The 25,564-nt window shown below is 71.9% G+C and carries 20 protein-coding genes and 1 tRNA gene; 10 read left to right on the forward strand and 11 right to left on the reverse strand.

What is annotated here, in order from left to right; genetic code table 11:
* Positions 1-11: 11 nt before the first annotated feature.
* Positions 12-1,187, reverse strand: a complete 1,176-nt coding sequence (locus tag GQQ93_RS06145) for a MarP family serine protease (protein WP_157423323.1) — start codon at positions 1,185-1,187, stop codon at positions 12-14.
* A 264-nt stretch (positions 1,188-1,451) separates the two neighbouring features.
* Between GQQ93_RS06145 and GQQ93_RS06150 the strand changes: the two genes are divergently transcribed.
* Both GQQ93_RS06150 and GQQ93_RS06155 read left to right on the forward strand, forming a co-directional pair.
* A complete protein-coding gene (locus GQQ93_RS06150; protein ID WP_157423324.1) occupies positions 1,452-2,501 on the forward strand; it encodes an LLM class F420-dependent oxidoreductase in 1,050 nt (349 codons plus the stop codon).
* Between the two features lie 177 nt (positions 2,502-2,678).
* Positions 2,679-2,861 carry a YegP family protein gene (locus GQQ93_RS06155; protein WP_157423325.1) on the forward strand — a complete coding sequence of 61 codons (183 nt, stop codon included), beginning with the start codon at positions 2,679-2,681 and terminating at the stop codon, positions 2,859-2,861.
* Between the two features lie 124 nt (positions 2,862-2,985).
* Here GQQ93_RS06155 and GQQ93_RS06160 read toward each other — a convergent pair whose 3' ends face one another.
* Entirely contained in the window at positions 2,986-4,161 is a 1,176-nt protein-coding gene (locus GQQ93_RS06160) for a hypothetical protein (protein ID WP_157423326.1), read from the reverse strand.
* A gap of 164 nt (positions 4,162-4,325) precedes the next feature.
* Here GQQ93_RS06160 and GQQ93_RS06165 point away from each other — a divergent pair, with 164 nt between their 5' ends.
* Both GQQ93_RS06165 and GQQ93_RS06170 read left to right on the forward strand, forming a co-directional pair.
* Positions 4,326-5,588, forward strand: coding sequence for a sensor histidine kinase (locus tag GQQ93_RS06165; protein WP_157423327.1), 1,263 nt, complete (start codon positions 4,326-4,328; stop codon positions 5,586-5,588).
* Positions 5,585-6,247, forward strand: coding sequence for a response regulator transcription factor (locus GQQ93_RS06170; RefSeq protein WP_157423328.1), 663 nt, complete (start codon positions 5,585-5,587; stop codon positions 6,245-6,247). Before GQQ93_RS06165 ends, GQQ93_RS06170 begins: the two co-directional genes overlap by 4 nt.
* A gap of 103 nt (positions 6,248-6,350) precedes the next feature.
* Here GQQ93_RS06170 and GQQ93_RS06175 read toward each other — a convergent pair.
* Positions 6,351-6,425, reverse strand: a tRNA-Lys gene (locus GQQ93_RS06175).
* Between the two features lie 171 nt (positions 6,426-6,596).
* On the opposite strand from GQQ93_RS06175, the gene GQQ93_RS06180 reads away from it, so the two are divergent.
* Positions 6,597-6,902 carry a hypothetical protein gene (locus tag GQQ93_RS06180; RefSeq protein ID WP_157423329.1) on the forward strand — a complete coding sequence of 102 codons (306 nt, stop codon included), beginning with the start codon at positions 6,597-6,599 and terminating at the stop codon, positions 6,900-6,902.
* Between the two features lie 78 nt (positions 6,903-6,980).
* Positions 6,981-7,619: a DNA-directed RNA polymerase subunit beta gene (locus tag GQQ93_RS06185; RefSeq protein ID WP_157423330.1), complete on the forward strand. Its 639-nt coding sequence runs from the start codon at positions 6,981-6,983 to the stop codon at positions 7,617-7,619.
* A 189-nt stretch (positions 7,620-7,808) separates the two neighbouring features.
* Here the strand turns inward: GQQ93_RS06185 and GQQ93_RS06190 are convergent, their stop codons facing one another.
* The gene (locus tag GQQ93_RS06190; RefSeq protein WP_157423331.1) at positions 7,809-8,732 is read right to left on the reverse strand and encodes a transglutaminase-like domain-containing protein; all 924 of its coding nucleotides are present in this window, start codon (positions 8,730-8,732) and stop codon (positions 7,809-7,811) included.
* Positions 8,729-9,658 (reverse strand): MerR family transcriptional regulator, encoded by a 930-nt coding sequence (locus tag GQQ93_RS06195; RefSeq protein WP_157423332.1) that lies wholly within the window; start codon positions 9,656-9,658, stop codon positions 8,729-8,731. Before GQQ93_RS06195 ends, GQQ93_RS06190 begins: the two co-directional genes overlap by 4 nt.
* A gap of 49 nt (positions 9,659-9,707) precedes the next feature.
* Between GQQ93_RS06195 and GQQ93_RS06200 the strand changes: the two genes are divergently transcribed.
* The 4 genes from GQQ93_RS06200 to GQQ93_RS06215 all read left to right on the forward strand — a co-directional run bounded on the left by GQQ93_RS06200 (position 9,708) and on the right by GQQ93_RS06215 (position 17,989).
* Positions 9,708-10,595 (forward strand): aminodeoxychorismate lyase, encoded by an 888-nt coding sequence (locus tag GQQ93_RS06200; protein ID WP_157423333.1) that lies wholly within the window; start codon positions 9,708-9,710, stop codon positions 10,593-10,595.
* Between the two features lie 190 nt (positions 10,596-10,785).
* Positions 10,786-13,224: a helix-turn-helix transcriptional regulator gene (locus GQQ93_RS06205; protein ID WP_157423334.1), complete on the forward strand. Its 2,439-nt coding sequence runs from the start codon at positions 10,786-10,788 to the stop codon at positions 13,222-13,224.
* Positions 13,225-13,349: 125 nt separating this feature from the next.
* Complete coding sequence (locus tag GQQ93_RS06210; RefSeq protein WP_157423335.1) at positions 13,350-15,914, forward strand: glycosyl hydrolase family 18 protein; 2,565 nt, start codon at positions 13,350-13,352, stop codon at positions 15,912-15,914.
* Positions 15,915-16,147: 233 nt separating this feature from the next.
* Positions 16,148-17,989: a glycosyl hydrolase family 18 protein gene (locus GQQ93_RS06215; RefSeq protein ID WP_157423336.1), complete on the forward strand. Its 1,842-nt coding sequence runs from the start codon at positions 16,148-16,150 to the stop codon at positions 17,987-17,989.
* A gap of 96 nt (positions 17,990-18,085) precedes the next feature.
* Here GQQ93_RS06215 and pstB read toward each other — a convergent pair whose 3' ends face one another.
* The 6 genes from pstB to GQQ93_RS06245 form a co-directional block, all read right to left on the reverse strand.
* Positions 18,086-18,865: a phosphate ABC transporter ATP-binding protein PstB gene (gene pstB, locus GQQ93_RS06220; protein ID WP_157423337.1), complete on the reverse strand. Its 780-nt coding sequence runs from the start codon at positions 18,863-18,865 to the stop codon at positions 18,086-18,088.
* 29 nt (positions 18,866-18,894) lie between these two features.
* Positions 18,895-19,992 (reverse strand): phosphate ABC transporter permease PstA, encoded by a 1,098-nt coding sequence (gene pstA / locus GQQ93_RS06225; protein WP_157423338.1) that lies wholly within the window; start codon positions 19,990-19,992, stop codon positions 18,895-18,897.
* On the reverse strand, positions 19,992-20,930 hold the full coding sequence (pstC, locus tag GQQ93_RS06230) for a phosphate ABC transporter permease subunit PstC (protein ID WP_157423339.1): 939 nt from the start codon (positions 20,928-20,930) through the stop codon (positions 19,992-19,994). Before pstC ends, pstA begins: the two co-directional genes overlap by 1 nt.
* A 120-nt stretch (positions 20,931-21,050) precedes the next feature.
* Positions 21,051-22,145, reverse strand: coding sequence for a phosphate ABC transporter substrate-binding protein PstS (locus GQQ93_RS06235; protein ID WP_246192116.1), 1,095 nt, complete (start codon positions 22,143-22,145; stop codon positions 21,051-21,053).
* Positions 22,146-22,354: 209 nt separating this feature from the next.
* Positions 22,355-23,290, reverse strand: a complete 936-nt coding sequence (locus GQQ93_RS06240) for an NUDIX hydrolase (RefSeq protein ID WP_157423341.1) — start codon at positions 23,288-23,290, stop codon at positions 22,355-22,357.
* Positions 23,287-25,494 carry an RNA degradosome polyphosphate kinase gene (locus GQQ93_RS06245; RefSeq protein ID WP_157423342.1) on the reverse strand — a complete coding sequence of 736 codons (2,208 nt, stop codon included), beginning with the start codon at positions 25,492-25,494 and terminating at the stop codon, positions 23,287-23,289. Before GQQ93_RS06245 ends, GQQ93_RS06240 begins: the two co-directional genes overlap by 4 nt.
* Positions 25,495-25,564: the final 70 nt, after the last annotated feature.

Raw genomic sequence — 25,564 nt, forward strand, 5'->3', positions numbered from 1 at the left:
CGGTCACCGGCTCAGGCCGCGCACGATCCCGAGTCGACCGGCTCCGCGAGCGCCGGAGCCTGCTCGGCGAGCGGCAGGAGCGTCGAGATCGGGATGGCGAAGCCGACCGTCGCGACCGACTCCGACCGCGCGAAGACGACCCCGGCGACCTCGCCGTCCGCCGTGAGCACGGGCCCGCCCGAGTTGCCGTGGTCGACCTCGGCCGAGAGCGTCATCACCTCGCGGGTCGAGGTGCGGCCGCCCTCCTGCAGCGTGAGGGGGCCGCTCGCGGCCACCCGGCCCGGGCGGAGCTCGAGCGGACCGCCGAAGGGGTAGCCGGCCACCGCGACCTCGTCGCCGAGGGCGGGTTCGTCGAGCGCGAGCGGAGCCGCGGCGAGGCCCTCGACCGCGATCACGGCCAGGTCGTGCTCGGCGTCGAACGCGACGACGCGTCCCGAGGCGGCGGGCAGGCCGGGGGCCTCGACGATGGGCTCGTCGACGCCGGCGACGACGTGCGCGTTCGTGACGATCCGGTCGTCGGCGACGACGAATCCGCTGCCCGAGAGGTTCGCGCCGCACTCGAACGCGGTGCCCGTGATGCGCACCACCGACCGCGACGCCTCGGCGAGGGCCGGGCCGTCGATCGTGCCCGTGGGAGGCGGTTCGGTCGGCAGGGGCGTGTCGAGCACTTCGACGAGCCAGGGGAGGGCTCCGCCGAGCGCGGCGGTGCGGAGTTCGGCCATCACCGACTTCGCGGGTGCCGGGGTCACCTGGTCGAGCGCCCGCAGCACGGTCGAGCCGGCGACGGCCGGCGAGAGCACGGGCACCCCGAGCGCCGAGACGCCCGAGGCGACGAGCGCGACCACGAACGCGGTGACGAGGAGGTTGCCGATCGCCCCGAGCACCCGGTCGAGCACACCGAGCTTCACCGCTCGCGCGCCGTTGCGGAGCGCCCGGCCGACGATCGCGCCGAGCCAGGCCCCCGCCGAGAGCAGCACGAGCGCCGTGACGAGCGCCACCGGCGCCCGCCACTCGGGGGCGGGCACGAGCCCGGCCGCCCAGGGCATGACGAAGTAGGCGGCGATGCCGCCCGCGATGAGCCCGACCAGCCCCGCGGCGGTGCGCAGGAGGCCGGCGCGCGCGCCGTGCACGACCGCCCCGATGAAGACGAGCACGAGCAGGAGGTCGAGCAGCAGGCTCCAGAGCATCTCGCCTCCACAGGGTTCGTCGGGTCTGATCCAGACTGGGTCATCCACCTCGGAGACTGCTGCGAGCCGCCCGCTCGCCGAGCGAGCGGGCGGCGTGCGAACGCCCTGACTGGGAGCATTGTGGCCCACCCACTCGATGAACGCGGAGCGCCCGCGGGCGATGGTGGAACGCGCACAAGCGGTGCTCGGCCGCCGCACCCGTCGCGTAGGGTCTGAGGTGCCCGCGCGCACTCGCCGGGCAGCCCCGACGAAGAGGAGTCACGGATGCGCGTCGGCATGTTCCTGAACTACGCGGGCGGCTTCCGCGAGGCCGCGGACGAGGTCGCCGAACTCGAGGCTGCCGGCGTCGACCTCGTCGCGGTGCCCGAGGCGTACTCCTTCGACGCAGTCAGCCAGCTCGGATTCCTCGCGGCCCGCACCGAGCGGATGACGCTCATGAGCGGCATCCTGCAGCTCTACACGCGCACCCCCACGCTCACCGCGATGACGGCCGCCGGACTCGACTACGTCTCGGGCGGGCGGTTCGAACTCGGCATCGGCGCCTCGGGCCCGCAGGTCATCGAGGGCTTCCACGGCGTGCGCTACGACGCCCCGCTCGGCCGGGCCCGCGAGATCATCGACATCTGCCGCACGACCTGGCGGCGCGAGCCCGTCGTCCACGAGGGCCGCAACTACACCATCCCGCTGCCCGCCGATCAGGGCACCGGGCTCGGCAAGCCGCTGAAGCTCATCAACCACCCGGTGCGCGAGCGCATCCCGATCACCGTGGCCTCGCTCGGGCAGAAGTCGGTCGAGCAGACCGCCGAGATCGCCGACGGCTGGCTGCCGATGTTCTACCACCCCGAGCGGGCCGCCGTCGTCTGGGGTGCCGCGCTCGCCGCGGGCACTGCGAAGCGGGCACCCGAACTCGCCCCGCTCGACGTCTTCGCGAGCCCGGCGCTCGCGATCACCGAGCGGCCCGAGCTCATCGCCGCCGCGATCGCCGCGGTGAAGCCCCAGCTGGGCCTCTACATCGGCGGCATGGGCGCGCGCGGCAAGAACTTCTACAACGACCTCATCGCGAGCTACGGCTTCGAGGCCGAGGCGGCGAACATCCAGGACCTCTACCTCGACGGGCGCAAGGCCGAGGCGATCGCGGCGGTGCCCGACGAGCTCGTGCGAGCCGTCTCGCTGATCGGACCGGCCGGGCACGTCGCCGAGCGCGTCGCCGCCTTCGCCGAGTCGGGTGTGACGACCCTCGCGGTCACGCCGCTCGGGCGCGACTCGGCCGAGCGGGTGGCGCTCATGGCCGGGCTCCGCGCGATCGCCGGCTGAGCGCCCGATCCGAGCGCCCGCCCAATCTGAGCGCCCGCCCGATCCGCGGCGGCGGATACCCCCGTCACGAGGAGCCCCGAATTGGGGCCCGCGGGCTCTGGTGCCGAGGGGAACTCACGGATACCGTGAGAACTGCACGCGAAGCTGCGTGCAGGGGAACCTATGGGAGGGGCCGCCATGGCGGGATCGTTCGAGCTCTACACGGATGCGAGCGGCGAGTACCGTTTCCGTCTGAAGGCCGCCAACGGGCAGGTGATCGCCGCCTCGCAGGGCTACACGACGAAAGCCGCCGCGAAGAACGGGATCGACTCGGTGCGCTCGCACGCCGCCGACGCCGAACTCGTCGACCAGACCGAGTAATCCTCGAGCGACCGCCGGGCGGTGCCCATGGCGCCGCCGGTTCGGTCGCGCGCCGGTCGGCGAGGTGCGGGATGCCGCGTGGGCGGCGCCGCACCGCATCGACCACGCGGCATCCGCGCACGGCTCAGGAGAGCGCGCCGCCCGCATCGCCCGCTTCGTGCTCGCCGCGCCGCCAGGCCGCGTAGGCCCAGACGGCGAGGGCCAGCATCGGCCCCCAGAACCAGAGCGGCAGCACGAGGTCGAAGACGATCGCGTCGAGGATCGAGTCGGCGTCGAGTGACATCAGCACGAGCGGCACGGCCGAGATCGTGATGATCGTCGCGGCCGTGAGGCCGGGAACGACCGCGAGCCGAGGCGGAACGCGTCGACCGCCGATCCGGGGCATCCAACGCGGGAACACGCGGCCCCACGGCAGGACGAGCCCGAGCGTGAGCACGCACGCGGCGACCGCGCCCGAGCCCAGCACGAGCCCGGTCGCCAGCACGGCCGGCGACATCTCGCCGACGGCCGGGGCGAACAGGGGCCACGGCGTGAGCCAGCTCGCCCGCATGAACGCGTAGGGCAGCGGCCCGAGTGCGGCGAGCACGGTGATCGCGCGGCGGTGCCGCACGAGCCAGACCTCGAAGCCGCGCACCTCGCGGGTCGTACGGCCGGCGACGACCGCCACGGCGGTCCATGCCAGCACTGCGGCGACCGAGACAGCCGAGATGACGATGAGCAGCGCGTTCTCGACGAGTCCGGAGCCGAGTTTCCCGAGGAAGGTCGTGACGCCCGCCCAGGTCAGCCCGGCCCACCACACCGCGACCGCGATGAGGGCGGCGAGCAGCGCGAGCAGCGGCACGCCGAGCCTGGGCGCCCGCACGACGAGGACGGCGGTCGTGAGCATTCCGGCGACGACGGCGGAGAACCCGAACAGGTAGCCCGCGAAGGTCACGGTGCCGGCATCGCCCAGGACGGCGATGACGGCTGCGGTGAGCACGGCCGCGGCACCGGCGATGAGCGGCGCTCGTCGGCCGAGTGCGCCGCGCGACCCGGCGGCGACGGCGACGACGAGCCCGACGGCTCCGGTCGCGACCACGGCCGCGGCGAACTGCGCCGGGTCGAGCACTGCGCTCGCGAGGCTTCGGGAGCTCGACGTCGTGTACGGATTCCAGCCGGGAACGAGCCACCAGGCGAGACCGAACGCCGTGATCGCGGCGGAGGCCACGAGTGCGAGCAGCGCGAACGGGCGGAGCAGCCGGGCGACGGCGTCCGGAGGGGCGGCGACCGAGCCGGTGCCGGCGGGTCTGGTGGCGGTCATGGTGCACTCCTCTGCATCGGCCGGGGACCTCGTCGCGGCCTCGTTCCCGGCGTGCCCGCCGACCATCGGCGGGAGTCGTCGCCAGCGTGCCGTCCCGAGCGGGTCGCGCGCCTCACCCGATCGGGTGAGATGCGGCCCCGCGACCCGCCGGTAGCGTGGGGCGGGTGTTGGATGCCACGACCGCGCGCCGGGCGCCGGGCCCCGCCGACTGGGTCTGGGCCGCGGTCGGAGCTGCAGCGCTGCTGCCGATCACCGTCGCGGAGGTGCTGCGGGAGGCCGGTCCCGCGGGGGCCGCCTGGGCGAGCGTCGTGCTCGCGCTCTTCGTGCTGCTGCACCTGTTCGTCGCAGTGCGGCCCCGGTGGCCGCGGGCGGCGATCGCCGTGGCATCCACGCTCATGCTGGCGCTCGCCGTGCTGAGCCTGCCCGGCATGCCGGGGCTCGCCGTGCTGCAGGCCAGCTCCGTCGTCTACCTCGCGTTCGTCTACGCCGCCGCGGCGAGCGATGACCGCGTCGCCGGAGTCGCCGGGCTCGCCCTCGGACTCGTCGGCGTCGGAATCATCACGGGCGTCGTGCTGCTCTCGGACCGCCCGAGCGACGTGGGGATGGTCGCGAGCCCGGGGGCGGTGCTGGCGCTCGCAGGCTCGCTCGGGGGCGGCATCGGAGTCGCCTGGGCGCTGGGCCGCTACCGCAGGGAGACGCTCCGCAAGCGCGCGGCGCAGCAACTCGCGCTCGAGCAGGCCGCTGAACTGCGCCTGCAGGGCGAGCTGCGCGCGGTGGCCGAGGAGCGGCGCAGGATCGCCCGAGAGCTGCACGACGTCATCGCGCACTCGCTCGCCGTGATGGTCGCGCAGGCGGAGGCGTCTCGGCTGCTCCTGGGGCGCGACGACGAGCGGGCCCGTGGGGCGATCGAGCACGTCGTCACGACCGGGCGTGCGGCGATGGGCGACATGCGCGGGCTGCTCGGGGCGCTCGCCGCCGCACCGCGCGGCGACGACACGGCGCCGCGCGAACCGAGCCCCGGTCTCGATGCCGTCCCCGAGCTGGTCGAGCGGTCGCAGGCGCCGGAGCGCACCGCCGAGCTCATCGTCGTCGGCACGCCTGCAGCGGTGCGTCCCGGTGTGGGACTCGCGGCCTATCGGTTGGTTCAGGAGTCGCTGACGAACACGATCAGGCACGCTCCGCCGCCGACGCACTCGCGGGTGCGGATCGAGTGGGGCACGGCGCTCACGGTGACCGTCGACGACGACGGACACGGCGTCGTCGCGTCGGGCGAGCCCGCCGCGGGGCGCGGCCTGCGCGGCATGCGCGATCGCGTCGAGCAGCTCGGCGGCGGCTTCGAGGCCGGCCCCCGGGCGGATGCCGCGGGGTGGCGCGTCGTGGCACGACTCCCGCTCGGCAGCGACGTCCACGACGAGGCATCCCGATGACGGACGGCCCCCGCATCCGCGTCGCGCTCGCCGACGACCAGGAGCTCATGCGCTCGGCGCTCGGGGTCATGCTCGAGGACCCGCCAGACCTCGAGCTCGTCGTGCAGGCCGCCGACGGGGCCGAGCTCCTCGAACGCCTGCGCGCGCACCGCGCCGACGTGGTCGTGATGGACGTGCGGATGCCGCGGATGGACGGCATCGAGGCGACGCGTCGGGTGCGGGCGGAGCATCCCGGCACCCGCGTGCTCGTGCTGACCACCTTCGACCTCGACGAGGTCGTGTTCGCCGCGATCCGGGCGGGTGCCAGCGGGTTCCTGACGAAAGACGCCTCGGCCGAGGAACTGGCGGCGGCGATCCGCGCCGTCCATGCGGGCGACGCGACCCTCGCCCCGCGGGCGACGGCGAGCCTCGTCGACTTCGTGGCCAGGGCGCCGGCCGCCGCCGACGCCGAGACGCTGCTCGCCCCGCTCACCGCGCGCGAGCGCGACGTGCTGGCCGAACTGGTCGTCGGCGCCTCGAACGACGAGATCGCCGAACGCCTCTACCTCACCGGCAACACCGTGAAGACGCACGTCAAGGCGATCCTCGCGAAGCTCGAGCTGCCCGACCGCGTGCACGTCGTCATCTGGGCGTACGAGCACGGGCTCGTGGTGCGCTGAGCGGGCGTCCAGGCAATCGGGTTCGAGTGTCGGTGGTCGAAGATACCTTCGAATGAAGGAGGTCTTCGATGATGAGTTTCCGTGTTGTGGAGCCCGACCCTGGTGGTGCCCCCGGGGAATTCCGACATCCCGACCCGCTGATTAAAAGTCAGCTGCTCTGCCTCTGAGCTACGGGGGCGTGAACGTGACGCAGAAGCGCTGTTATCGCTGCAAGCAGTCTAGGCCACTCGAAGAGTTCAACCGGCTCCGATCGGCGAGAGACGGTCTCACGAAGCTCTGCCGAGAGTGCAACCGTCAGAAGGCCCGCGAGTACTACGCCAAGAACCGTGAGGCCCATGTGCGCGTGATCATGGCGAGAAAAGCACAGCAGAGGCGCCTCGCGCTCGATGCCGTCGGCGACTACCTCAGCGCGCATCCGTGCCTCGACTGCGGCGAGTCCGACATTCGCGTGCTCGACTTCGACCACCGCGCGGGCTGCGAGAAGTCCGCCGAGGTGATGCGTCTCGCGCAGAACGGCTACTCGGTGCGCAAGGTCATGGGCGAGATCGCGAAGTGCGACGTCCGCTGCCGCAACTGTCATGCGAAGATCACCTACGAGCGCTCCGGTGAGAACTGGCGCACGGCGTTCATGCGACGGGTCGCTGAGGGCGAATGAGCGGCGGGCATCCGCTGAACCGCCCCTCGCGCTCGCGCTCGGACGACAGGTGCAGCCCGCCCGAGTATCCTGTTCCGAATGGCCGCCGACTTCCACCGCCCCACCCGGTTCCCACCCGCGCTGTTCGACGGCTTCATCGGCGGCGACGATCCTGCACGGCTGAACCGGGCGGCCCACGACACGGCGGCAGCGCTCCTCGCGCGGGTGCGCGCGAACCCCGATCCCGAGATCGTCGCCCGCCTGACCGCCTACACCGACCTGCACGGCATCGACGCGATAGCCGAACTCTGGGCGGGCTCCTCGGCGAAGAGCCTTCCGGGCGCCCTCTGGCGCATCTATCTCCTGCGCACGCTCATCGGCCAGGACGCCGAGGCGCTGAGCCTCGCCTACCGGCGCGGTGCCGAGGTCTCGCACACGATCGACCAGGTCGTCGCGGGCGCGGCCTCGCCCACGGGGCCCGAGGAGGTGCGGGAACTCGCCGACCGGGTGCTGCACGGCGTCTTCACGGGCGACTTCGCCGTCGCGCTCGAGCGCGCGGCGGCGTTCGCGCGGGTGAGCGCGGCCGGGTTCACGAGCCTCGCCGACGATGCGGATGCCACGGATGCCGCGCACCCCGAGCGCTCGGGCGCGCTCACCCGACGGGCGCTGCGCCTCACGGAGCTCGCCGACGAGCTCGGCGCCTGCGCCCGGCTCTGGCGGCGCGACGCCCTCGACTGAGCGGCCCGACAGCGCCCCGCGACTCCACCGGTGCCGCCGGGAATGAACCGGCCCGCGACGTCGTTTAGACTGTCTGAGGCCGGCCGCAGTAACCCCGGGCTCCAAAATTCGCCGCTCCGAGCGGCCTCGCGCCGAGAGGCGTTTCTGCGGCCGGCCTTTCGCTTGCCTCCTGGCCGATCGGCGCGCGGCCTACGACCAGCGGGTCTCACGGCTCACGAGATCGGTCGTGCCGAACCGCCCCGTCGGCGACGCGGTCGTCACCGTTCGCCCGACGCGCGCGCGTTCATCGTCGCGCCAGATCGCGGCGAGCGAGTGCTCGGCCGCCTCGTCGCCGGAATCGGCCGCGATCGTGAGCTCGGCGAGCCGGTCGGCGATCTCGATCGCCGCGGCGGTCAGCGGGCGCCGGGGTGCGTCCATGATGCCCCAGCCGTCCCAGAGCAGCAGTTCGCTGCGCATGCGATGAGCGAGGTCGCCGAGCACGTAGCCGTGCACGATCCAGGGCCCGGTGATCGGATGCCCGGGGGCGACGCCGTAGTCGGCGAGCCCGGTGCGACCCTCGCGGTGGGCGATCCAGGCCTCGGCGGCGGTCTCGAAGGGGGATCCCTCGCCACCCGGCAGATCGTGCACCTCGAGGTCGTCGCCGTCGTCGACGCCGAGCTCGGGGTCGAAACGCACCCAGCGCCCGTCGCGGTGCATCTCGACGACGACGTGGTCGTGTCGGAACCCCGGTGTGAAATAGGCCGCGAAGCCGAGACGAGTGCGGGCCGGTACGCCGTGCTCGCGCAGGATCGAGACCGCGAGCAGGGAATGGTCGCGGCAGCAGCCGCCCACGCGATCGGCGTCCGCCCGTTCGGCGTCGAGGGGGCCCTCCGCCCGTTCGGCGGCGGCGTCGAGGATCGCCGAGATCCAGCGCCGGTCGACGTCGGCGAGCTGCGCGGCCGTCGGGGCGGCGCGTCCGGCGCGGTAATGGGTGATCGTCGCCGTGGCGGCGCGGTGAATCGCCTGCGGCTCGGGGGCGACCGCGGCGACGAGCCGCCGGTGCGACCCCGGCTCGGAGTACGGGGAGTGACGGGCGAAGTCGTGGGCGAGGCGGGTGGAGGCTGAATCGGTCATGGCGACATCGTCGAGTCCGCCCCGGGGGCGGAGTCAAGCGGCCCGCGGGCGAGGTCGAGCGACTCGCGGGCGGAGTCGAGCGAGTCCGGGATCGGGCGGGCGATGCGCACCGCGATCGCCTGCGGGTCGTCGGGCCACGCGCCCGGGTACCACTCGCGGGGCGGTCGGCCCCGCTCGCCCGGCGCGAGCCCGGCGGCGACGTGCACCGCGTCGTAGAAGCGCAGCAATTCGGGGAACACGACCTCGCGGGCGGCGAGGTCGACGACGGCGTGCTCCGCGCCCGGCTCGACGCGCAGCACGATGTCGCGGCCGGGCCTCGCGCGCCCGGTGAACGGCACCGCGGTCTCGATGCGGCCGGGAAGCCCGTCGCCGACGGGATCGTGGAAGATGACCCAGTGCGCGGGGCCCGCCTCCGCGCCCTCCTCGGCGAGGTGCCTGCGGATCTCGACGACGTCGGCGAGGAAGCTCGGGACGAGCGCGGGCTGCTCGACCGTACGGGAGATGCTCGCGACGGCGAGGTCGGGCAGCGATTCGACGCGCACGCGGTCGAGCACCTCCGGCGACGGCTCGGCGCACGCCTCGCCCGCCGCCGAGGCCGCGGCCGAGGCCGAGGCCGCGAGCAGCTCGACCGTGCGGCTGCGCCGTGCGAACCCTTCGCGCTCGGCGGCCCACCAGGCGAGCAGCCGTGCCCGCGCCGCGTCGGCGGGTGCGTCGAGCAGTTCGCCGATGAGTGCGAGGGGGAGTTCGGCGCGGCGGAGCGCCGCGATCGATCGGGCCCGTTCGAGCTGCTCGGGCGCGTAGCGCCGGTAGCCGGTGCGCCCGTCGACCTCGGCGGGCACGAGCAGGCCGCTCGCATCGTAGAGCCGCAGCGCTTTGAGCGAGAGGCCGGAGGCGCGGCTCATCCCACCGGTGCCGAGCGTCTGCATGCCCGTACGCTAGCGCATCGGCGCGGGCCATCCTGCATAGCATTGGTGCATGGCCTCGACCGTGACCCTCCTCATCGCCCCGCTGCCCGCCGACGCGCCCGCCGACGATGTCGACGCGACCTTCCACGAGGTGGATGCCTCGGAGCCGGCGCTGCGCGTCGGCGAGCTGTCGACGCAGCGCGGCGACGGCATCTTCGAGACCCTCGCGGTCGTCGACGGCCACGCGCAGGAGGCGCAGGCCCACCTCGTGCGCCTGCGCAACTCGGCGGCGATCTGCGAACTGCCCGAGCCGAACCTCGAGCAGTGGCACGCGGCGATCCGGCGGGCGACGTCCGCGTTGCCCTCCACCGGCGAGTTCGCATTGAAGCTCGTGCTGAGCCGCGGCGTCGAGCACGGGCCGGCGCCGACCGCGTGGCTGCACGCCTCGCCCGCGGCCGACTTCACCGTGCCGCGCGAGCAGGGGATCCGGGTCGTGACGCTCGATCGCGGCCTCGCCCACGATGCGGCGGCGCGGGCACCGTGGCTGCTGCTCGGCGCGAAGACGCTGAGCTACGCGCCGAACATGGCGGCGCTTCGTGAGGCGAAGCGCCGCGGTGCCGACGACACGATCTTCGTCTCCTCGGACGGCTTCGTCATGGAGGGGCCGACCTCGAGCGTCATCCTGCGCATCGACGGCGTCTACTCGACGCCCGCGCCGAGCGGGGCGATTCTGCACGGTACGACCCAGCAGAGCCTCTTCGAGCACCTCGAACATGCGGGGGAGCGCACCGAGTACCGCGACATCCCGGTGGCGGAGCTCGCGCTCGCCGACGCCGTCTGGCTCGTCTCGAGCGTGCGGCTCGCCGCGGGCGTGACGGCGCTCGACGGGGCATCCGTCACCTTCGACGAGGCGACCACCCGGCGTTTCAACGACTACCTCCTGAGCCCGCGCGACTGAGCGCGGGCCGCCCCCGAAGGGGGAGTTGCGGGCCGCCCACCGGGCACTCGCGCCGACTTTGTAAATGTTGCTAACATAACCCCACGCGATCGGAGTAGTGAGCGGAGGGGCAATGGCGTCCACACCGGAACGGCCCCGCCAAGCCCCGCGTCATCGCTCGTCGACCGAGCTCTTCGAAGACACACGAGCAGTGGTCGAGCTGCTCGCGAGGCATCGCCTCGTCGTCGCCCCGCACGTCGCCGCGCGGCTGGGCCTCGCCCTCAGCGGCGACGCCGACGCGATCATCGAGGTGACCGGGCGGCTTCGCGCCTCGCAGCGGCTCGGCCACGCCGTGCTGCCCGACCCGCTTCCACTCGTGCCGGCCATCGAGCGGGCGGTCGGCGCCGACGCGCTGCGGCTGGCGGAGTGGGAGCGCATGCTGCTCGTCACCGCCGCCGTCTGCGTCGACGACCGGGTCGACGTGCTGCTCGCGGCGTCCGGCCGGCCGATGTCGGCACTCGTCGAGGGCGGGGTGAGCCGTCACCTGCTGCTCGTCGCCGGCCACTTCGCCTTCGCCGACCCGCGCACGCGGGTCTGGGCGCACGCCGTCGCCAGCCTCGCCGAGCGCACCGCGGCGCACGCCGCGCTCGCGCAGGCGTACGCAGATCTCGGGGTCGACGGACGTGCCACCTGGCACCGATCGCTCTCGACGCTCGAAGGATCCGAGGCGTTCGTCGCCCCGCTCCTCGAGATCGCCGAGGCCGCCGACGCGGCCGGCGAATCCGAATGGGCGCATGCGGTCGCCCGTGAGGCGGCGAGCCACGCCGCTGGCCGCGCCGAGATCGACGCGTGGCGCATCGCCGGTCGTGCCGCGCTGCACGGTGGGCATGTCGACGACGCCCGATGCTGGCTCGGCGAGGTGCTCGAGCACGGCGACGAAGACGAGCGCGCCTCGGTGCTCGCCGACTACCTCATCGTGCGGGCGGCACTCGAGGGCGACGTGCCGCTCGGCGAGCTCGACGATCGCATCGATGCGGCTGGCTGCGACGCGTCGGCCGACGAAGCGGCGGGCGACCCCGATGCCTCGGCTCGCCTCGCACGGCGATGGTTCGATCTCGCCCGCGCCTCGGCGACCGCGGCCGGGCTGCTCGCCGAGCGCGGTGCCCCCGCCGCCGCCGCACGACGTCTCGCCGAGGCGGGGCGGCTCACCGCCCGGTACGGCCTCGACGACGAGCCGCTCAGGTCGGCCGTCGCGTGGTGCGCGATGTTCGGGGTCGGGCGCGCGGGCGACGAAGCCGCCACGCAGGGGACCGGTACGACGAGCGGCACGACGAGCGGCACCGCGACCGCGGGAGCCGGCGCCATCGCGCGCGCGATCGAATCGGGGCTCGCGGGCGATCCCGAACGGGCCGCGCGTTGGCTGGGCGCGCTGCGCGATACTTCGAGCGACCCGCGCGTCGCGCGCGACGAGCGCGCGCCGCTCATGCGCGCCGCCCGGGCCGTCGCCGCCGCGCTCCTCGTGCTCTGGTCTGGAGAGGTCGGGCGCGCGGGGCAGCTGCTCGCTCGCGCTGCCACCGACCTGCCGATCGCGCTGCCCTTCGGCGGTCTCGGAGCGACGCTCGCACGGCGGATCGACGTCATCACCTGCGGTGAGATCGGGGCGTTCGCGCGCGCGGTCGAGGCGTCGCAACCCCCGTCGACGGTCTCGATCCGGGCCGAGGAGCTCATCGACCGCGCGGTCGCCGCCCACCTGCGGGGCGCCCGCGCCGAGGCGGCGACGCTCGTCGCGCTCGCGGGCGAACGCGAGCAGGCGGTCGGGTGCGGCCTGCACGTGCCGGGGCTCGACACGGTCGCCGGCTGGGAGGGGCGAGGCCGGGAGCCCGCGGTGGGCGGCGGAGCCGAAGCCGAGCCCGGGGTGCGGCGCCCGCCCGACTCGCGGCTCGCGAGCGAGCTCCGCCGGCGCATGCGCAGCACCGACCGGCACCGATTCGAGGCCGACTATCGCGCAGCGCTCGAGGCCAGCCGCGGCATCGGCTCGCACTACGAGCGAGCCCGCACCGAGCTCATGCTCGCGAGGGCCTGCGGCGAGGCGGGTGCCCTCGATCGCGCGCAGCGGCACCTGCTGGCCGCCGAGCACCTCTTCGGCGAGTCGGGTGCGAAGGCGTGGCTCGCGGTCGTCGCGGGCGAACGCGGTGTGCTCGCGGCAGCGACGAGCCTCCCGGCTGCGCCCGCGCGGGAGCGGCCGACGACCACGACGAACGGCGGGGCGGCTCCGGGCCGCGAGGCGATGTCGCCCGGCCCCGGAGCCCCGGAAGCCGAGGCCGAGGCCGGCGCCGGCGCCGGCGCATCCCGATCCGTGGCCACCACGGCGGCCCCGGTCGCCGCCGCCGGGCGGGCCGATGTCGACGATCCGCTCGTCGCATGCCGCGCCGTGTGGGCCGACGTGCTCACCGAGCGAGAGCTCGAGGTCGCGATGCTGGTCGTCGACGGGGCATCCAATCGCGACGCCGCAGCGCAGCTCTACGTCTCGGTCCGCACGGTCGAGGTGCACCTCGGCCGGGTCTTCACGAAGCTCGACGTGCATTCGCGGGTCGAGCTCGCGGTGCTCGCCTACCGCATGCGCGGCCTGTCGTCGTCGCGCACCTCGTAAGCCGTCCTTCGCCGAGCGTACGTAGTCCCGCGTATGCGGGGATGTGCGGATTCGGCCGCCGCGTCCCGTCGATAGCGTCGGGCTGCCCGTGGACTGCGGGCGGACCACAGGCAGACAGGAACGAGATGCGAACACTGAAGTTCGGGCGCGGCTCGAAGGCCGCCGTCGCCGCCGCGGGGATCGGACTGCTCATCGCAGGCCTCATCCCCGCCGCGGTCGCGAGCGCCGCCGAGGCGTGCGCCCCGGCGTGGAACTCGACCGCCGTCTACACGGGCGGCGCCGCCGCCTCGCACGGCGGCATCAACTACACCGCGAAGTGGTGGACCCAGAACAACGAGCCGGGCACCGGCGAGTGGGGCCCATGGGAGGCGGGCGCCGCGTGCGGCACGGGCACCCCGACGCCGACTCCGACCCCGACGCCCACTCCGACCCCGACGCCCACCCCCACCCCCACTCCCACTCCCACTCCCACCCCGACGCCCGAACCCGGCACCCCGTGGACCTCGAACCCCGATGAGAAGTGCCGCCCCGACGGCCTCTACCAGACCCCCGGCGTCGATGTGCCCTACTGCACGATCTACGACGAGCAGGGTCGCGAGAAGCTGCCGAACGACCTCGAGCACCGGGTCATCGGCTACTTCACGAACTGGCGCACGGGCCAGAACGGCCAGCCGCGCTACCTCGCGAGCGACATCCCGTGGAAGGAGCTCAGCCACATCAACTACGCCTTCGCCCACATCGACGGACAGGGCAGGGTCTCGGTCAACCAGGATGTCGCGGGCAACGCCTCGACGAAGATGACCTGGCCGGGCGTCGCCGGTGCCGAGATGGACCCGGCGCTGCCGTACCAGGGCCACTTCAACCTGCTCGCGAAGTACAAGAAGCAGAACCCGGGCGTCAAGGCGCTCGTCTCGGTCGGCGGCTGGGCCGAGACCGGCGGCCACTTCGACGCCGACGGCAACCGGGTGGCCGACGGCGGCTTCTACACGCTCACCGATTCGCAGGCGAAGATCGACGCGTTCGCGGACTCCGCGGTGCAGTTCATCCGCAGTTACGGCTTCGACGGCGTCGACATCGACTACGAGTACGCGAACTCGAACGGCAAGGCGGGCAGCCCCGACGACTTCGCATTCTCGGAGCCGCGCCGCGCGAAGCTCTGGGCCGGCTACGAGTCGCTCATGAAGACCCTTCGCGAGCGGCTCGACCGCGCCGGCGCGGCCGACGGCAAGCACTACCTGCTCACGGTGGCCGCCCCCGCCTCGGGCTGGCTGCTGCGCGGCGCCGAGGTCTACCAGGTGACCCCGTACCTCGACTACGTCAACATCATGAGCTACGACCTGCACGGCTCATGGAACGACTACGTCGGCGGCAACGGCCCGCTCTTCGACGACGGCAAGGACCCCGAACTGGCAGCCGGCGGCGTGTACGGCGCCTACAGCAACATCGGCTACCTGAACACCGACTGGGCCTACCACTACTTCCGCGGTGCGATGCCGCCCGGGCGCATCAACGTCGGCCTGCCGTTCTACACGCGCGGCTGGGACGGCGTGCAGGGCGGCACCGACGGGCTCTACGGCAAGGCGCCGCTCGCCGACCAGACGAAGTGCCCCCCGGGCACCGGGCCGACGATCGGCGGCACCTCGAAGTGCGGCAACGGCGCGGTCGGCATCAACAACCTGTGGCACGACCTCGACAAGACCGGGGCCGAGGTCGGTGCGGGTGCGAACCCGATCTGGCATGTGCTCAACCTGCAGAAGGGCGTCGTGGGCGACTACACGGCCTCCTACGGGGCGCCGACGTCGATCAACGGCACGTACACGCACCACTTCGACCAGACGACGAAGACCGAGTGGTGGTGGAACTCGACCACGAGGACCTTCCTGTCCGGCGACGCCGACCAGGCGATCACGGCGAAGGCCGACTACATCGCCGCGAACGGCATCGGCGGCGCGATGATCTGGGAACTCGCGGGCGACTACGGGTACAACGCGCAGAAGGGCCAGTACGAGATGGGTTCGACGCTCGTGTCGATCCTGCACGACCGCTTCGCGGCATCCCAGCCCTACGACGCGGCGAAGGCGAACGTCGCGATGCCGACGAAGGCGATCGACCTGCAGGTGTCGTTCGGCGACTTCGCACTCGGCGACAGCAACTACCCGATCAACCCGAAGGCGACCTTCACCAACCGGTCGAAGACCGCGATCCCCGCGGGGTCGACGATCACCTTCGACACCGCGACGAGCGACACGGGCGCCCTGGGCGAGCAGAACGGCTGGGGCATCACCAAGGTGTCGAGCGACCACACGGGATCGAACGTCGGGGGCCTGAAGGGCGACTTCCACACGTACACGATCACGGTGCCCTCCGGCGGAATCCCGGCCGGCGGCAGCGTCTTCACGAAGCTCTCGTGGCGCCTGCCCATGACGGAGATCTCGAACCTGCGGGTGAAGATCGGCTCGGAGACCTTCGCGACGCTCGACGACCTGCCGCGCGGCGTGACGGTCGTCGAACCCACGGCCGGATCGGGCGGCGGCACGAGCACGTGCGATGCGGCGGCCTGGAGCGCCACGGCGATCTACACCGGCGGCCAGCAGGTCTCGTACAACGGCTCGGAGTACACGGCGAAGTGGTGGACGCAGGGCAACACCCCCGGCACGAACGACGTCTGGGGTCAGCCGGTCGCCTGCTGAGCCGGGCGCGGCACCACGGCATCCACGAGCGGTCGACGCGGATGCCACGGGCGGGGGTTCCGGCGACGGAGCCTCCGCCCGTCCGCATGCGGGTGTACGTAGTCCTACGTACACCCGCACGCGGCGCCCGGATCATGTGGATCGTGCGGACGCCGGCCCGCGGCCTCCCTTCGTAGCGTGAGCGTGTCCAAGGGCGCACGCGCCCGTTCAGTTCCCCTTCACCGAAGGACGCCATGAAGATTCAGAGAACCCAGAGGCGCGGAGTGCGCCAGGCGCTCGCCGCCCTCGCCACCGGCGCGATGGTCGCCGGCCTCGCCGCGGTCGGCGCCGCGCCGGCCGTCGCGGCCGAGCAGTCGCCGAGCGCGGTCAACGGCTACCGCAACGTCGGCTACTTCGCCCAGTGGGGCGTCTACGGCCGCGACTTCAAGGCCAAGCAGCTGCAGACCTCGGGTGCCGCGGCCGACCTCACCCACATCAACTACGCGTTCGGCAACATCCACTACCAGGACCTGACGTGCTTCATCGCGAACAAGGCCCAGGGCACGGGGCCGAACGGATCGGACGGCGCGGGCGACGCGTGGGCCGACTTCGGCATGGGCTACACCGCGGCGAACTCGGTCGCGGGCACCGCCGACACCTGGGACCAGCCGCTCGCCGGCTCGTTCAACCAGATGAAGCAGCTGAAGGCGAAGAACCCGAACCTCAAGGTCATGATCTCGCTCGGCGGCTGGACCTGGTCGAAGAACTTCTCGAAGGCCGCGGCCACGGACGCCTCGCGCAAGAAGTTCGTGAAGAGCTGCGTCGACCTCTACCTGCGGGGCAACCTGCCCGTCATCGACGGACGAGGCGGCACCGGTGCGGCGGCCGGCGTCTTCGACGGCATCGACATCGACTGGGAGTGGCCCGGCTCGCAGAACGGCGAGGTCGGCAACCACGTCGACGAGGTGAACGACAAGGCGAACTTCACGCTGCTGCTGAAGGAGTTCCGCACGCAGATGGACGCACTGAGCGCGGAGAACGGCCACCCGTACCAGCTCTCCGCGTTCCTCCCGGCGAACCCCGCCGACATCGCGGCGGGCGGCTGGAACAACCCTGAGAACTTCCAGTACCTCGACTACGGCAACGTGCAGGGCTACGACCTGCACGGTGCGTGGGACCCGAGCCTCACCGGCCACCAGGCGAACCTCTTCGACGACCCCGCCGACACCCGGCCGGCGACGAAGAAGTTCAGTGTCGACAAGGCGGTGAAGGAGTACCTGAAGACCGGCATCTCGCCGAAGCAGCTCGGCATCGGGCTCGCCGCCTACGGCCGCGGATGGCAGGGCGCGACCTCGGCGAACGCCTGGGGCCCCGCGACGGCGGCGGCCCCCGGCACCTGGGAGAAGGGCAACGAGGACTACGACAAGCTGAAGACCCTCGGCACCGACCACTACGACCCGGCCATCGGAGCCGCATGGCGCTACGACGGCAACCAGTGGTGGAGCTACGACAACGCGCAGTCGACGACCCGCAAGGGCCAGTACATCGCCGAGCTCGGCCTCGGCGGCGGCATGTGGTGGGAGCTCGACGGCGACCGCAGCGGCCAGCTGGTCGGCACCCTCGCCGACAAGCTCCGCGCCTCGGCGACGGGCCCGGCGACCGACCCGACCGGTCCGACGGACCCGACCGACCCGACCGACCCGACCGACCCGACCGACCCGACCGACCCGACCGACCCGACCGGCTGCACCGCGGCGGCGTGGAGCGCGACCGCCGTCTACACGGGCGGCCAGAAGGTGTCGTACAACGGCAAGGAGTACACGGCGAAGTGGTGGACGCAGGGCAACACCCCGGGCACCAACGACGTCTGGGGCCTCGTCGGGCCGTGCACGACCGACCCGACCGACCCGACGGACCCGACGGACCCGACCGACCCGACGGGCTGCAGCGCCGCCGCGTGGAACGCGACGACCGCCTACTCGGGCGGGGCGACCGTGAGCCACTCCGGCAGCGAGTACACGGCCAAGTGGTGGACGCAGGGCAACACCCCGGGCGCCGAGCAATGGGGCCCCTGGGAGCTCGTGAAGGCCTGCTGACCCGATCCTGAGAACACGGATGCCCCGGAGCGAGACTCGCTCCGGGGCATCCGTCATGCGCGCGCGAGGCGCCGTGCGCGACGCGCACGAGGCCGATCAACCGAAGCGGCCCGAGACGTAGTCCTCGGTCGCCTGGACCGAGGGGTTCGAGAAGATCGTCGTCGTGTCGGCGTACTCGATGAGCTTGCCGGGCCTGCCGGTGCCCGCGATGTTGAAGAACGCCGTCTTGTCGCTCACGCGCGAGGCCTGCTGCATGTTGTGCGTCACGATCACGATCGTGTACTGCTGCTTGAGCTCCTCGATGAGGTCCTCGATCGCGAGGGTCGAGATCGGGTCGAGCGCCGAGCACGGCTCGTCCATGAGGATGACCTCGGGGGAGACCGCGATCGCGCGGGCGATGCAGAGGCGCTGCTGCTGGCCGCCCGAGAGACCCGAACCGGGGCGGTCGAGCCGGTCCTTCACCTCGTTCCAGAGGTTCGCACCCTGCAGCGACCGCTCGACGAGCTCGTCGGCGTCGGACTTCGAGATGCGCTTGTTGTTGAGCTTTACGCCCGCGAGCACGTTCTCCTTGATCGACATCGTCGGGAACGGGTTCGGCCGCTGGAACACCATGCCGACCTGGCGGCGCACGAGCACCGGGTCGACCGCGGGGTCGTACAGGTTGTTGCCGTCGATGAGCACCTCGCCCTCGACGCGCGCACCGGGGATGACCTCGTGCATGCGGTTGAGGGTGCGGAGGAACGTCGACTTGCCGCAACCCGACGGCCCGATGAACGCGGTGACGCTGCGGGGTTCGATCTCGAGGGTGACACCCTCCACCGCGAGGAACTTGCTGTAGTAGACGTTGAGGTCGCGGACTTCGATGCGCTTGGACACGGGTTTCCTTCTTGCTTTCGGTCGAGGGCTCAGCGGCCGAGCTTCGGCGCGAACAGACGGGCGACGAGCCTCGCGATGAGGTTCAGTGCCATGACGATGAGGATGAGGGTGAGGGCGGCGGCCCAGGCTCGGTCGAGGAACGCCTCGGCCGGGTTGCCCTGGTTCGCGTACTGGGTGTAGACGAACACCGGCAGCGACTGCATGCGTCCGTCGAAGAGGTTGTAGTTCATGCTCGCGGTGAAGCCCGCGGCGATGAGGAGCGGGGCCGTCTCGCCGATGACCCGGGCGATGGAGAGCATGATGCCGGTCGTGATGCCCGCGATCGAGGTGGGCAGCACGACCTTCACGATCGTGAGCCACTTCGGCACGCCGAGCGCGTAGGCCGCCTCGCGGAGCTCGTTCGGCACGAGCCGCAGCATCTCCTCGCTCGATCGGACCACGACCGGGATCATGAGGAGCGCGAGCGCGACGGCGCCGGCGATGCCGGTGCGGGTGCCCGGACCCCAGAAGATCGCGAAGAGCGAGTACGCGAACAGGCCGGCGACGATCGACGGGATGCCCGTCATGACGTCGACGAGGAAGGTCACCCCGCGTGCGAGCTTGCCGCGGCCGTACTCGACGAGGTAGATCGAGGTCATCAGGCCGATCGGGATCGAGATGATCGCCGCGGCGCCCGTCATGAGCAGCGTGCCGATGATCGCGTGCAGCGCGCCGCCGCCCTCACCGGTGACGTTGCGCATCGACATCGAGAAGAAGTCGGCGTCGAAGCGGGCGAGGCCGAAGGTCACGACGGTGATCGAGAGTGAGACGAGGGGGATCATCGCGAGGAGGAACGCCCCCGTCACGAGCGCCGTCACGAGACGGTCGGTCGCGCGGCGGGCGCCTTCGACGAGGCGCGAGAAGAGCCAGATCGCGGGGATGTAGAGGATGGCGCCGACGACGAGCGCCCCGCCCCAGTCGAAGCCCGAACCCGCGCCGACCGCGACGACGCCGAAGACGGAGGCCGAGACCGCGATCGCGGTGCCGAGGATCACCCAGGGGGCGGAGGTGGGGAGGCGGCCCGCGGTGAGCGAGTTCGCGATCGGGGTGCCCGTCTCGGGCGCGGGGTTCATGGTCTGCAAGGTCATCAGTTCGCTCCCGAGAATTCCTTGCGGCGACTGATGATCCAGCGCGCGAAGGCGTTGACCGCGAAGGTCACGACGAAGAGGATGAGGCCGGTCGCGATGAGCACGTTCACGTTGAGGGCATAGGCCTCGGGGAAGCTCAGCGCGATGTTCGCGGCAATGGTGGTGGGGTTGACCGAGGTCAGCAGATCGAACGTCACGACGTGCGCGGCCGAGAGCACCATCGCGACGGCCATCGTCTCGCCGAGTGCGCGACCGAGGCCGAGCACCGAGGCCGAGATGATGCCCGAGCGGCCGAACGGCAGCACGGCGACGCGGATCATCTCCCAGCGGGTCGCGCCGAGCGCGAGCGCCGCCTCCTCGTGGAGGACGGGGGTCTGCAGGAACACCTCGCGGCAGATCGCGGTCATGATCGGCAGGACCATGACGGCGAGCACGAGCGCGGCGGTGAGGATGGTTCGGCCGGTGGCCGAGACGGTGCCGCTGAACAGCGGGATCCACCCGAGGTTCTCGTTGAGCCAGGTGTAGACCGGCACGACGGCCGGCGCGAGCACGCCGATGCCCCAGAGGCCGAAGACGACCGAGGGCACGGCGGCGAGCAGGTCGACGACGTAGCCGAGCACGGAGGCGAGCCGGCGCGGCGCGTAGTGCGAGATGAACAGCGCGATGCCGATCGAGATCGGCAGCGCGATGAGGAGGGCGAGCGCCGCGGCCCAGACGGTGCCGAAGACGAGCGGGCCGACGTACTCCCAGAAGTTCGTCTCGAGGATCGAGGCGTCTTCCTTCGTGGCGGAGAGCGCGGGGATGGACTGGACGATCAGGAAGAGCGCGACGGCGGCGAGCGTCACGAGGATCATCGAGCCGGCGAAGACCGCCGAACGGGAGAAGACGAGGTCGCCGACGCGGAGCTTCGCCTTGATCGGGGCTGGTGCGGAGGTCATCTGGTGCGATCCTCGGGGGTCGGGTTGCGGTTCTGGGGTGCGCCGCCGGACGAACCGGAGGACGCGGCCGTGCCCGACCCCGTCGCTCCTCGCGGAACTCGGGGGTCGGGCACGAAGCTACTACTTGATCGAGTCGATCGCAGCGGTCACCTTCTCGCGGAGCGTGTCCGAGATCGGCGCCGAGCCGGCGTCGGTCGCAGCCGTCTCCTGGCCCTCGGGGCTCGCGAGGTAGGAGAGGTAGGACTTCACGAGCTCGACGTTGTCGGACTCGGCGTACTCGCCGCAGGCGATGAGGTAGCTGACGAGGACGATCGGGTAGACGCCGGCCTCCTCCGAGGTGCGGTCGATCTCGATCGCGAGGTCGCCCTCGGCACGGCCCTCGGCGAACGGCGAGGCGTCGACGATGGCGGCGGCGGCCTCGGGCGAGTACGGCACGAACTCGTCGCCGACCTTGATCGCCACGGTGCCGAGGTCACCGGCGCGCGAGGCATCCGCGTAGCCGATGGTGCCGTTGCCGTTGGTCACGGCGTCGACGAGGCCCGAGGTGCCCTGTGCGGCTTCGCCGCCCTCGAACGGCCACACGCCGTCGGCCTCCCAGGTCCACACGTCGGCCGCAGCCGCACCGAGGTACTCGGTGAAGTTCTCGGTGGTGCCCGAGTCGTCCGAACGGTGCACGGGGGTGATGGCGAGGTCGGGGAGCGTCGCGTCGGGGTTCGTCGCGGCGATCGCCGGGTCGTTCCACTTCGTGATCTTGCCCGCGAAGATGCCGGCGACGGTCGCCGCGTCGAGGTCGAGCGAGTCGACGCCCTCGAGGTTGAAGATGACCGCGATCGGCGAGATGTACAGGGGGAGCTCGACGATCGTCGAGTCGGGGGCGCACTTCTGGAAGCCGCCCGCGGCGAGCTCCTCGTCCTTGAACGCACGGTCGGAACCGGCGAAGTCGCTCGCGCCCGAGAGGAAGGTCTCGCGGCCCGCACCCGAACCCGAGGGGTCGTAGTCGATCGTGACGTCGGGGTTCGCGGTCTGGAATCCGGCGATCCACGACTGCTGGGCCGCGTCCTGCGACGAGGCGCCTGCGCCGACGAGGTTGCCGGCGAGGGTCGAGGCCGACTCCTCGGGAGCGGCGGCGCCGCCCTCGTTCGAGGCGCAGGAGCTGAGCGCGAGCGCCGCGGTGACGGCGATGGCTGCGGGCACGCCGAAACGCTTGAGGTTCACGTGATTTCCCTTCCGGGGATCGATTGCAGGAGTTGTGGGCCGGTGCCGGCCCGCCTGCGACGCTAACGAGCGCGCCTTACGAGCATCCGCCACCTCGGTAAACGGGAGGTGAACACCTCCTGCCTGATGCGGCTTCCGCAGGAAATTGGGCCCCATCCCGCCCTGTCAGGGCATCTCAGCGCAGATCTCCTGCGGAAGCAGCAGCACGCTCAGGCGCGCGGCGGGTGCGTCTCGATCGAGATGATGCCCGAACCCTGGTTCGTCGCCGAGAGATGCACGACGCTGAACGCGCCGGGCTCGAGTTCGGCGGCGTCGCCGACGTAGGTGCCGAGCGGGGTCGCCGTCGCGAGCGCCAGCTCCGTGAGGAGGTCGGGCAGCAGCGGTCCGTGGCTGCAGATCACGGCCGACCGGCCCGAGCGCACGCGCTTGCCGACGACCCGTCGCACCTCGCCGTCGCCCGCCCGCCACGCGTCCTCGCTGATGCCGGCGTCGCGCTTGATCTCGATCCCGGTCGCGGCGGCGAGCGGCGTCACGGTCGTGATGCAGCGCACCGCGGGGCTCGACACGATGCGTCTCGGCCCCCACGCCGTGAGCGTGCCGACGAGCCCCGCCGCCTGGTCGACGCCGCGGGCCGAGAGCGGCCGCGAGGCATCCGGCCCGTCGAACCCGCTGCGGCCGACGGCCTTGCCGTGACGGAGCACGGTGACGCTGAAGGTCCGCGTGACCCCCTGCTCGACGAGTTGCATGAAGTTGTCGAGGATCTCGACGTCGGGCTGGTAGCTGAGGTACCCGCGGGCGCGCTTCGGCGTCACCCACTCGAGCGCCGCGACCTCGGCGTTCGGCTTGAACGTCGAGCGTTGCACGGCCTTGTCGCTGACCTCGGCCGCCCAGTAGTGCACGATCTTCTCGCGCCCGCTCGGCAGCGGGTAGCGCGAGATGCCGAGCGGCACGCCGAGCGCGACCTCGAGCCCCGTCTCCTCGGCGATCTCGCGGACCGCGGTCTGCGGCAGCGACTCGCCGGGGTCGACCTTGCCCTTCGGGATCGTGACGTCGCCGTAGACCGTGCGGTGGATCACGAGCACGTGCAGCTTGCCGTCGATGTGGCGCCAGCACACGGCGCCGGCGGCGTAGACGGCCGTCGTCACCGGCGTTGCCCCGATCGCGGGCGCACGGCCGATCTCGTTCGCCTGGCGACCTCGGCCATGAGCCGGTTCTGCAGATCCGGGAGCGGCTGCCCCGAGCCGTCGGTCGAGTGACGGGTCCACACGCCCTCGCCGTCGAGGTGCCACGAGCTCGTCGACTCGTCCATCGCCTGGTCGAAGAGCCCCTGCACCTCGGCGAGATGCTGCGGGTCGGTGAGGCGCACGAGCGCCTCGACGCGACGGTCGAGGTTGCGGTGCATCATGTCGGCCGAGCCGATGAAGATCTGCGGGTCGCCGTCGTTCTCGAAGCAGAACAGGCGCGAGTGCTCGAGGTAGCGCCCGAGGATCGAGCGCACCCGGATGTTCTCGCTGAGCCCGGGCAGGCCGGGCCGCAGGCTGCAGATGCCGCGCACCCACACCTCGACGGGCACCCCCGCGTTCGAGGCGCGGTAGAGGGCGTCGATGATGGCCTCGTCGACCATCGAGTTCACCTTGATGCGGATGCCGCTGGGCCTGCCCTCCTCGGCGTTGCGGATCTCGGTCGCGATGAGCTTCAGGAGCCCCTTGCGGAGGTGGAGGGGGGCCACGAGCAGCCGCTTGAACTTCTTCTCGATCGCGTAGCCCGACAGCTCGTTGAAGAGGCGGGTCAGATCTTTGCCGACCTGGTCGTCGGCGGTGAGGAGCCCGAGGTCCTCGTAGATGCGACTCGTCTTCGGGTTGTAGTTGCCCGTGCCGATGTGGCTGTAGTGGCGCAGCACGCCCTTCTCCTGGCGGATCACGAGCGCGAGCTTGCAGTGCGTCTTCAGCCCGACCAGACCGTAGACGACGTGGACGCCCGCCTTCTCGAGCTTGCGCGCCCACGTGATGTTCGCCTGCTCGTCGAAGCGGGCCTTGATCTCGACGAGGGCGAGCACCTGCTTGCCCGATTCGGCCGCGTCGATGAGCGCCTCGACGATGGGGCTGTCGCCCGAGGTTCGGTACAGCGTCTGCTTGATGGCCAGGACGTCGGGGTCGGCCGCCGCCTGCTCGAGGAACGCCTGCACGCTCGTCGCGAACGACTCGTACGGGTGGTGCAGCAGCACGTCCTGCCGGGACACCGCCTTGAAGACGTCGGCCCGCAGGTTCGACTCGGTCGGCTGCAGTTGCACGGCCGTCGTCGGCACGTGCGTCGGGTAGTGCAGCTCGGGCCGGTCGAGGCGCGACAGGTCGAAGAGGCCGCCGAGGTCGAGCGGCGCGGGCAGACGGTAGACCTCCTGGTCCGTGACATCCAGTTCGCGGACGAGGAGACCGAGCGTCACCTCGTCCATGTCGTCGGTGACCTCGAGGCGGATCGGCGGGCCGAACCGCCGCCGCAGCAGCTCCTTCTCGAGCGCCTTGATGAGGTTCTCGGTCTCGTCCTCCTCGATCTCGACGTCCTCGTTGCGGGTCACGCGGAACACATGGTGCTCCACGATCTCCATGCCGGGGAAGAGGTCGCCGAGGTGGTTCGCGATGAGCTCCTCGAGGGTGAGGTACCTGGCACTCTCGATCGACTCGCCGGGGTCCACGCGAACGAAGCGAGGCAGCATCTGCGGCACCTTCACGCGCGCGAACTCCTGGCGGCCGGTGCGGCTGTTGCGCACGCGCACCGAGAGGTTCAGCGAGAGGCCCGAGATGTACGGGAAGGGGTGCGCCGGGTCGACCGCGAGGGGCATGAGCACCGGGAAGATCTGCTTCGAGAAGACGTCGTGCAGGTGGGAGCGCTCGTCGTCGCCGAGCTCGGCCCACGTGGCGATGCGGATGCCGGCCTCGGCGAGGGCGGGCTTCACGAGGGTCTGATACGCGGCCGCGTGGCGCTCCTGCAGCTCGTGCGCCTTCTTCGAGATGTCGCTCAGTACGTCGGCCGGGGCCCGGCCGATGTTCGTCGGCACCGCGAGGCCCGTGACGATGCGGCGCTTGAGGCCCGCGACCCGCACCATGAAGAACTCGTCGAGGTTCGACGCGAAGATCGCGAGGAAGTTGGCGCGCTCGAGCACCGGGACGGTCTCGTCCTCGGCGAGTTCGAGCACTCGCTGGTTGAACGCGAGCCAGCTGAGCTCGCGGTCGAGGTAGCGTTCGGCCGGCAGCTCGGGGGCGCCTTCGATGTCGAAGGGTTCGAAGTCGTCGTCGAAATCGCTCGCCGTCCGGTCGGAGGTGCGGTCGTCCTCGAGGATGCTGTCGGGGCTCATCCCCTCATCATGGCACGCGCCCCGAAACGCACCGATGAGGGCCGGGTTAACGGGCGGTGACGTAGGCGGT

Source organism: Agromyces lapidis, assembly GCF_009749405.1.
GTDB classification, from domain to species: Bacteria; Actinomycetota; Actinomycetes; order Actinomycetales; family Microbacteriaceae; genus Agromyces; species Agromyces lapidis.

Excerpts from the sequence above, each read along its gene's own strand:
- GQQ93_RS06155 (WP_157423325.1), top strand. The coding sequence starts at position 2,679 with ATGGCGGGATCGTTCGAGCTCTACACGGATGCGAGCGGCGAGTACCGT.
- GQQ93_RS06195 (WP_157423332.1), bottom strand. The coding sequence starts at position 9,658 with ATGCAGACGCTCGGCACCGGTGGGATGAGCCGCGCCTCCGGCCTCTCG.
- GQQ93_RS06200 (WP_157423333.1), top strand. The coding sequence starts at position 9,708 with ATGGCCTCGACCGTGACCCTCCTCATCGCCCCGCTGCCCGCCGACGCG.
- GQQ93_RS06210 (WP_157423335.1), top strand. The coding sequence starts at position 13,350 with ATGCGAACACTGAAGTTCGGGCGCGGCTCGAAGGCCGCCGTCGCCGCC.
- GQQ93_RS06180 (WP_157423329.1), top strand. The coding sequence starts at position 6,597 with ATGGCGAGAAAAGCACAGCAGAGGCGCCTCGCGCTCGATGCCGTCGGC.
- pstA (WP_157423338.1), bottom strand. The coding sequence starts at position 19,992 with ATGACCTTGCAGACCATGAACCCCGCGCCCGAGACGGGCACCCCGATC.
- pstC (WP_157423339.1), bottom strand. The coding sequence starts at position 20,930 with ATGACCTCCGCACCAGCCCCGATCAAGGCGAAGCTCCGCGTCGGCGAC.
- GQQ93_RS06245 (WP_157423342.1), bottom strand. The coding sequence starts at position 25,494 with ATGAGCCCCGACAGCATCCTCGAGGACGACCGCACCTCCGACCGGACG.
- GQQ93_RS06150 (WP_157423324.1), top strand. The coding sequence starts at position 1,452 with ATGCGCGTCGGCATGTTCCTGAACTACGCGGGCGGCTTCCGCGAGGCC.
- GQQ93_RS06215 (WP_157423336.1), top strand. The coding sequence starts at position 16,148 with ATGAAGATTCAGAGAACCCAGAGGCGCGGAGTGCGCCAGGCGCTCGCC.
- GQQ93_RS06185 (WP_157423330.1), top strand. The coding sequence starts at position 6,981 with ATGGCCGCCGACTTCCACCGCCCCACCCGGTTCCCACCCGCGCTGTTC.
- GQQ93_RS06145 (WP_157423323.1), bottom strand. The coding sequence starts at position 1,187 with ATGCTCTGGAGCCTGCTGCTCGACCTCCTGCTCGTGCTCGTCTTCATC.
- GQQ93_RS06170 (WP_157423328.1), top strand. The coding sequence starts at position 5,585 with ATGACGGACGGCCCCCGCATCCGCGTCGCGCTCGCCGACGACCAGGAG.
- GQQ93_RS06190 (WP_157423331.1), bottom strand. The coding sequence starts at position 8,732 with ATGACCGATTCAGCCTCCACCCGCCTCGCCCACGACTTCGCCCGTCAC.
- GQQ93_RS06160 (WP_157423326.1), bottom strand. The coding sequence starts at position 4,161 with ATGACCGCCACCAGACCCGCCGGCACCGGCTCGGTCGCCGCCCCTCCG.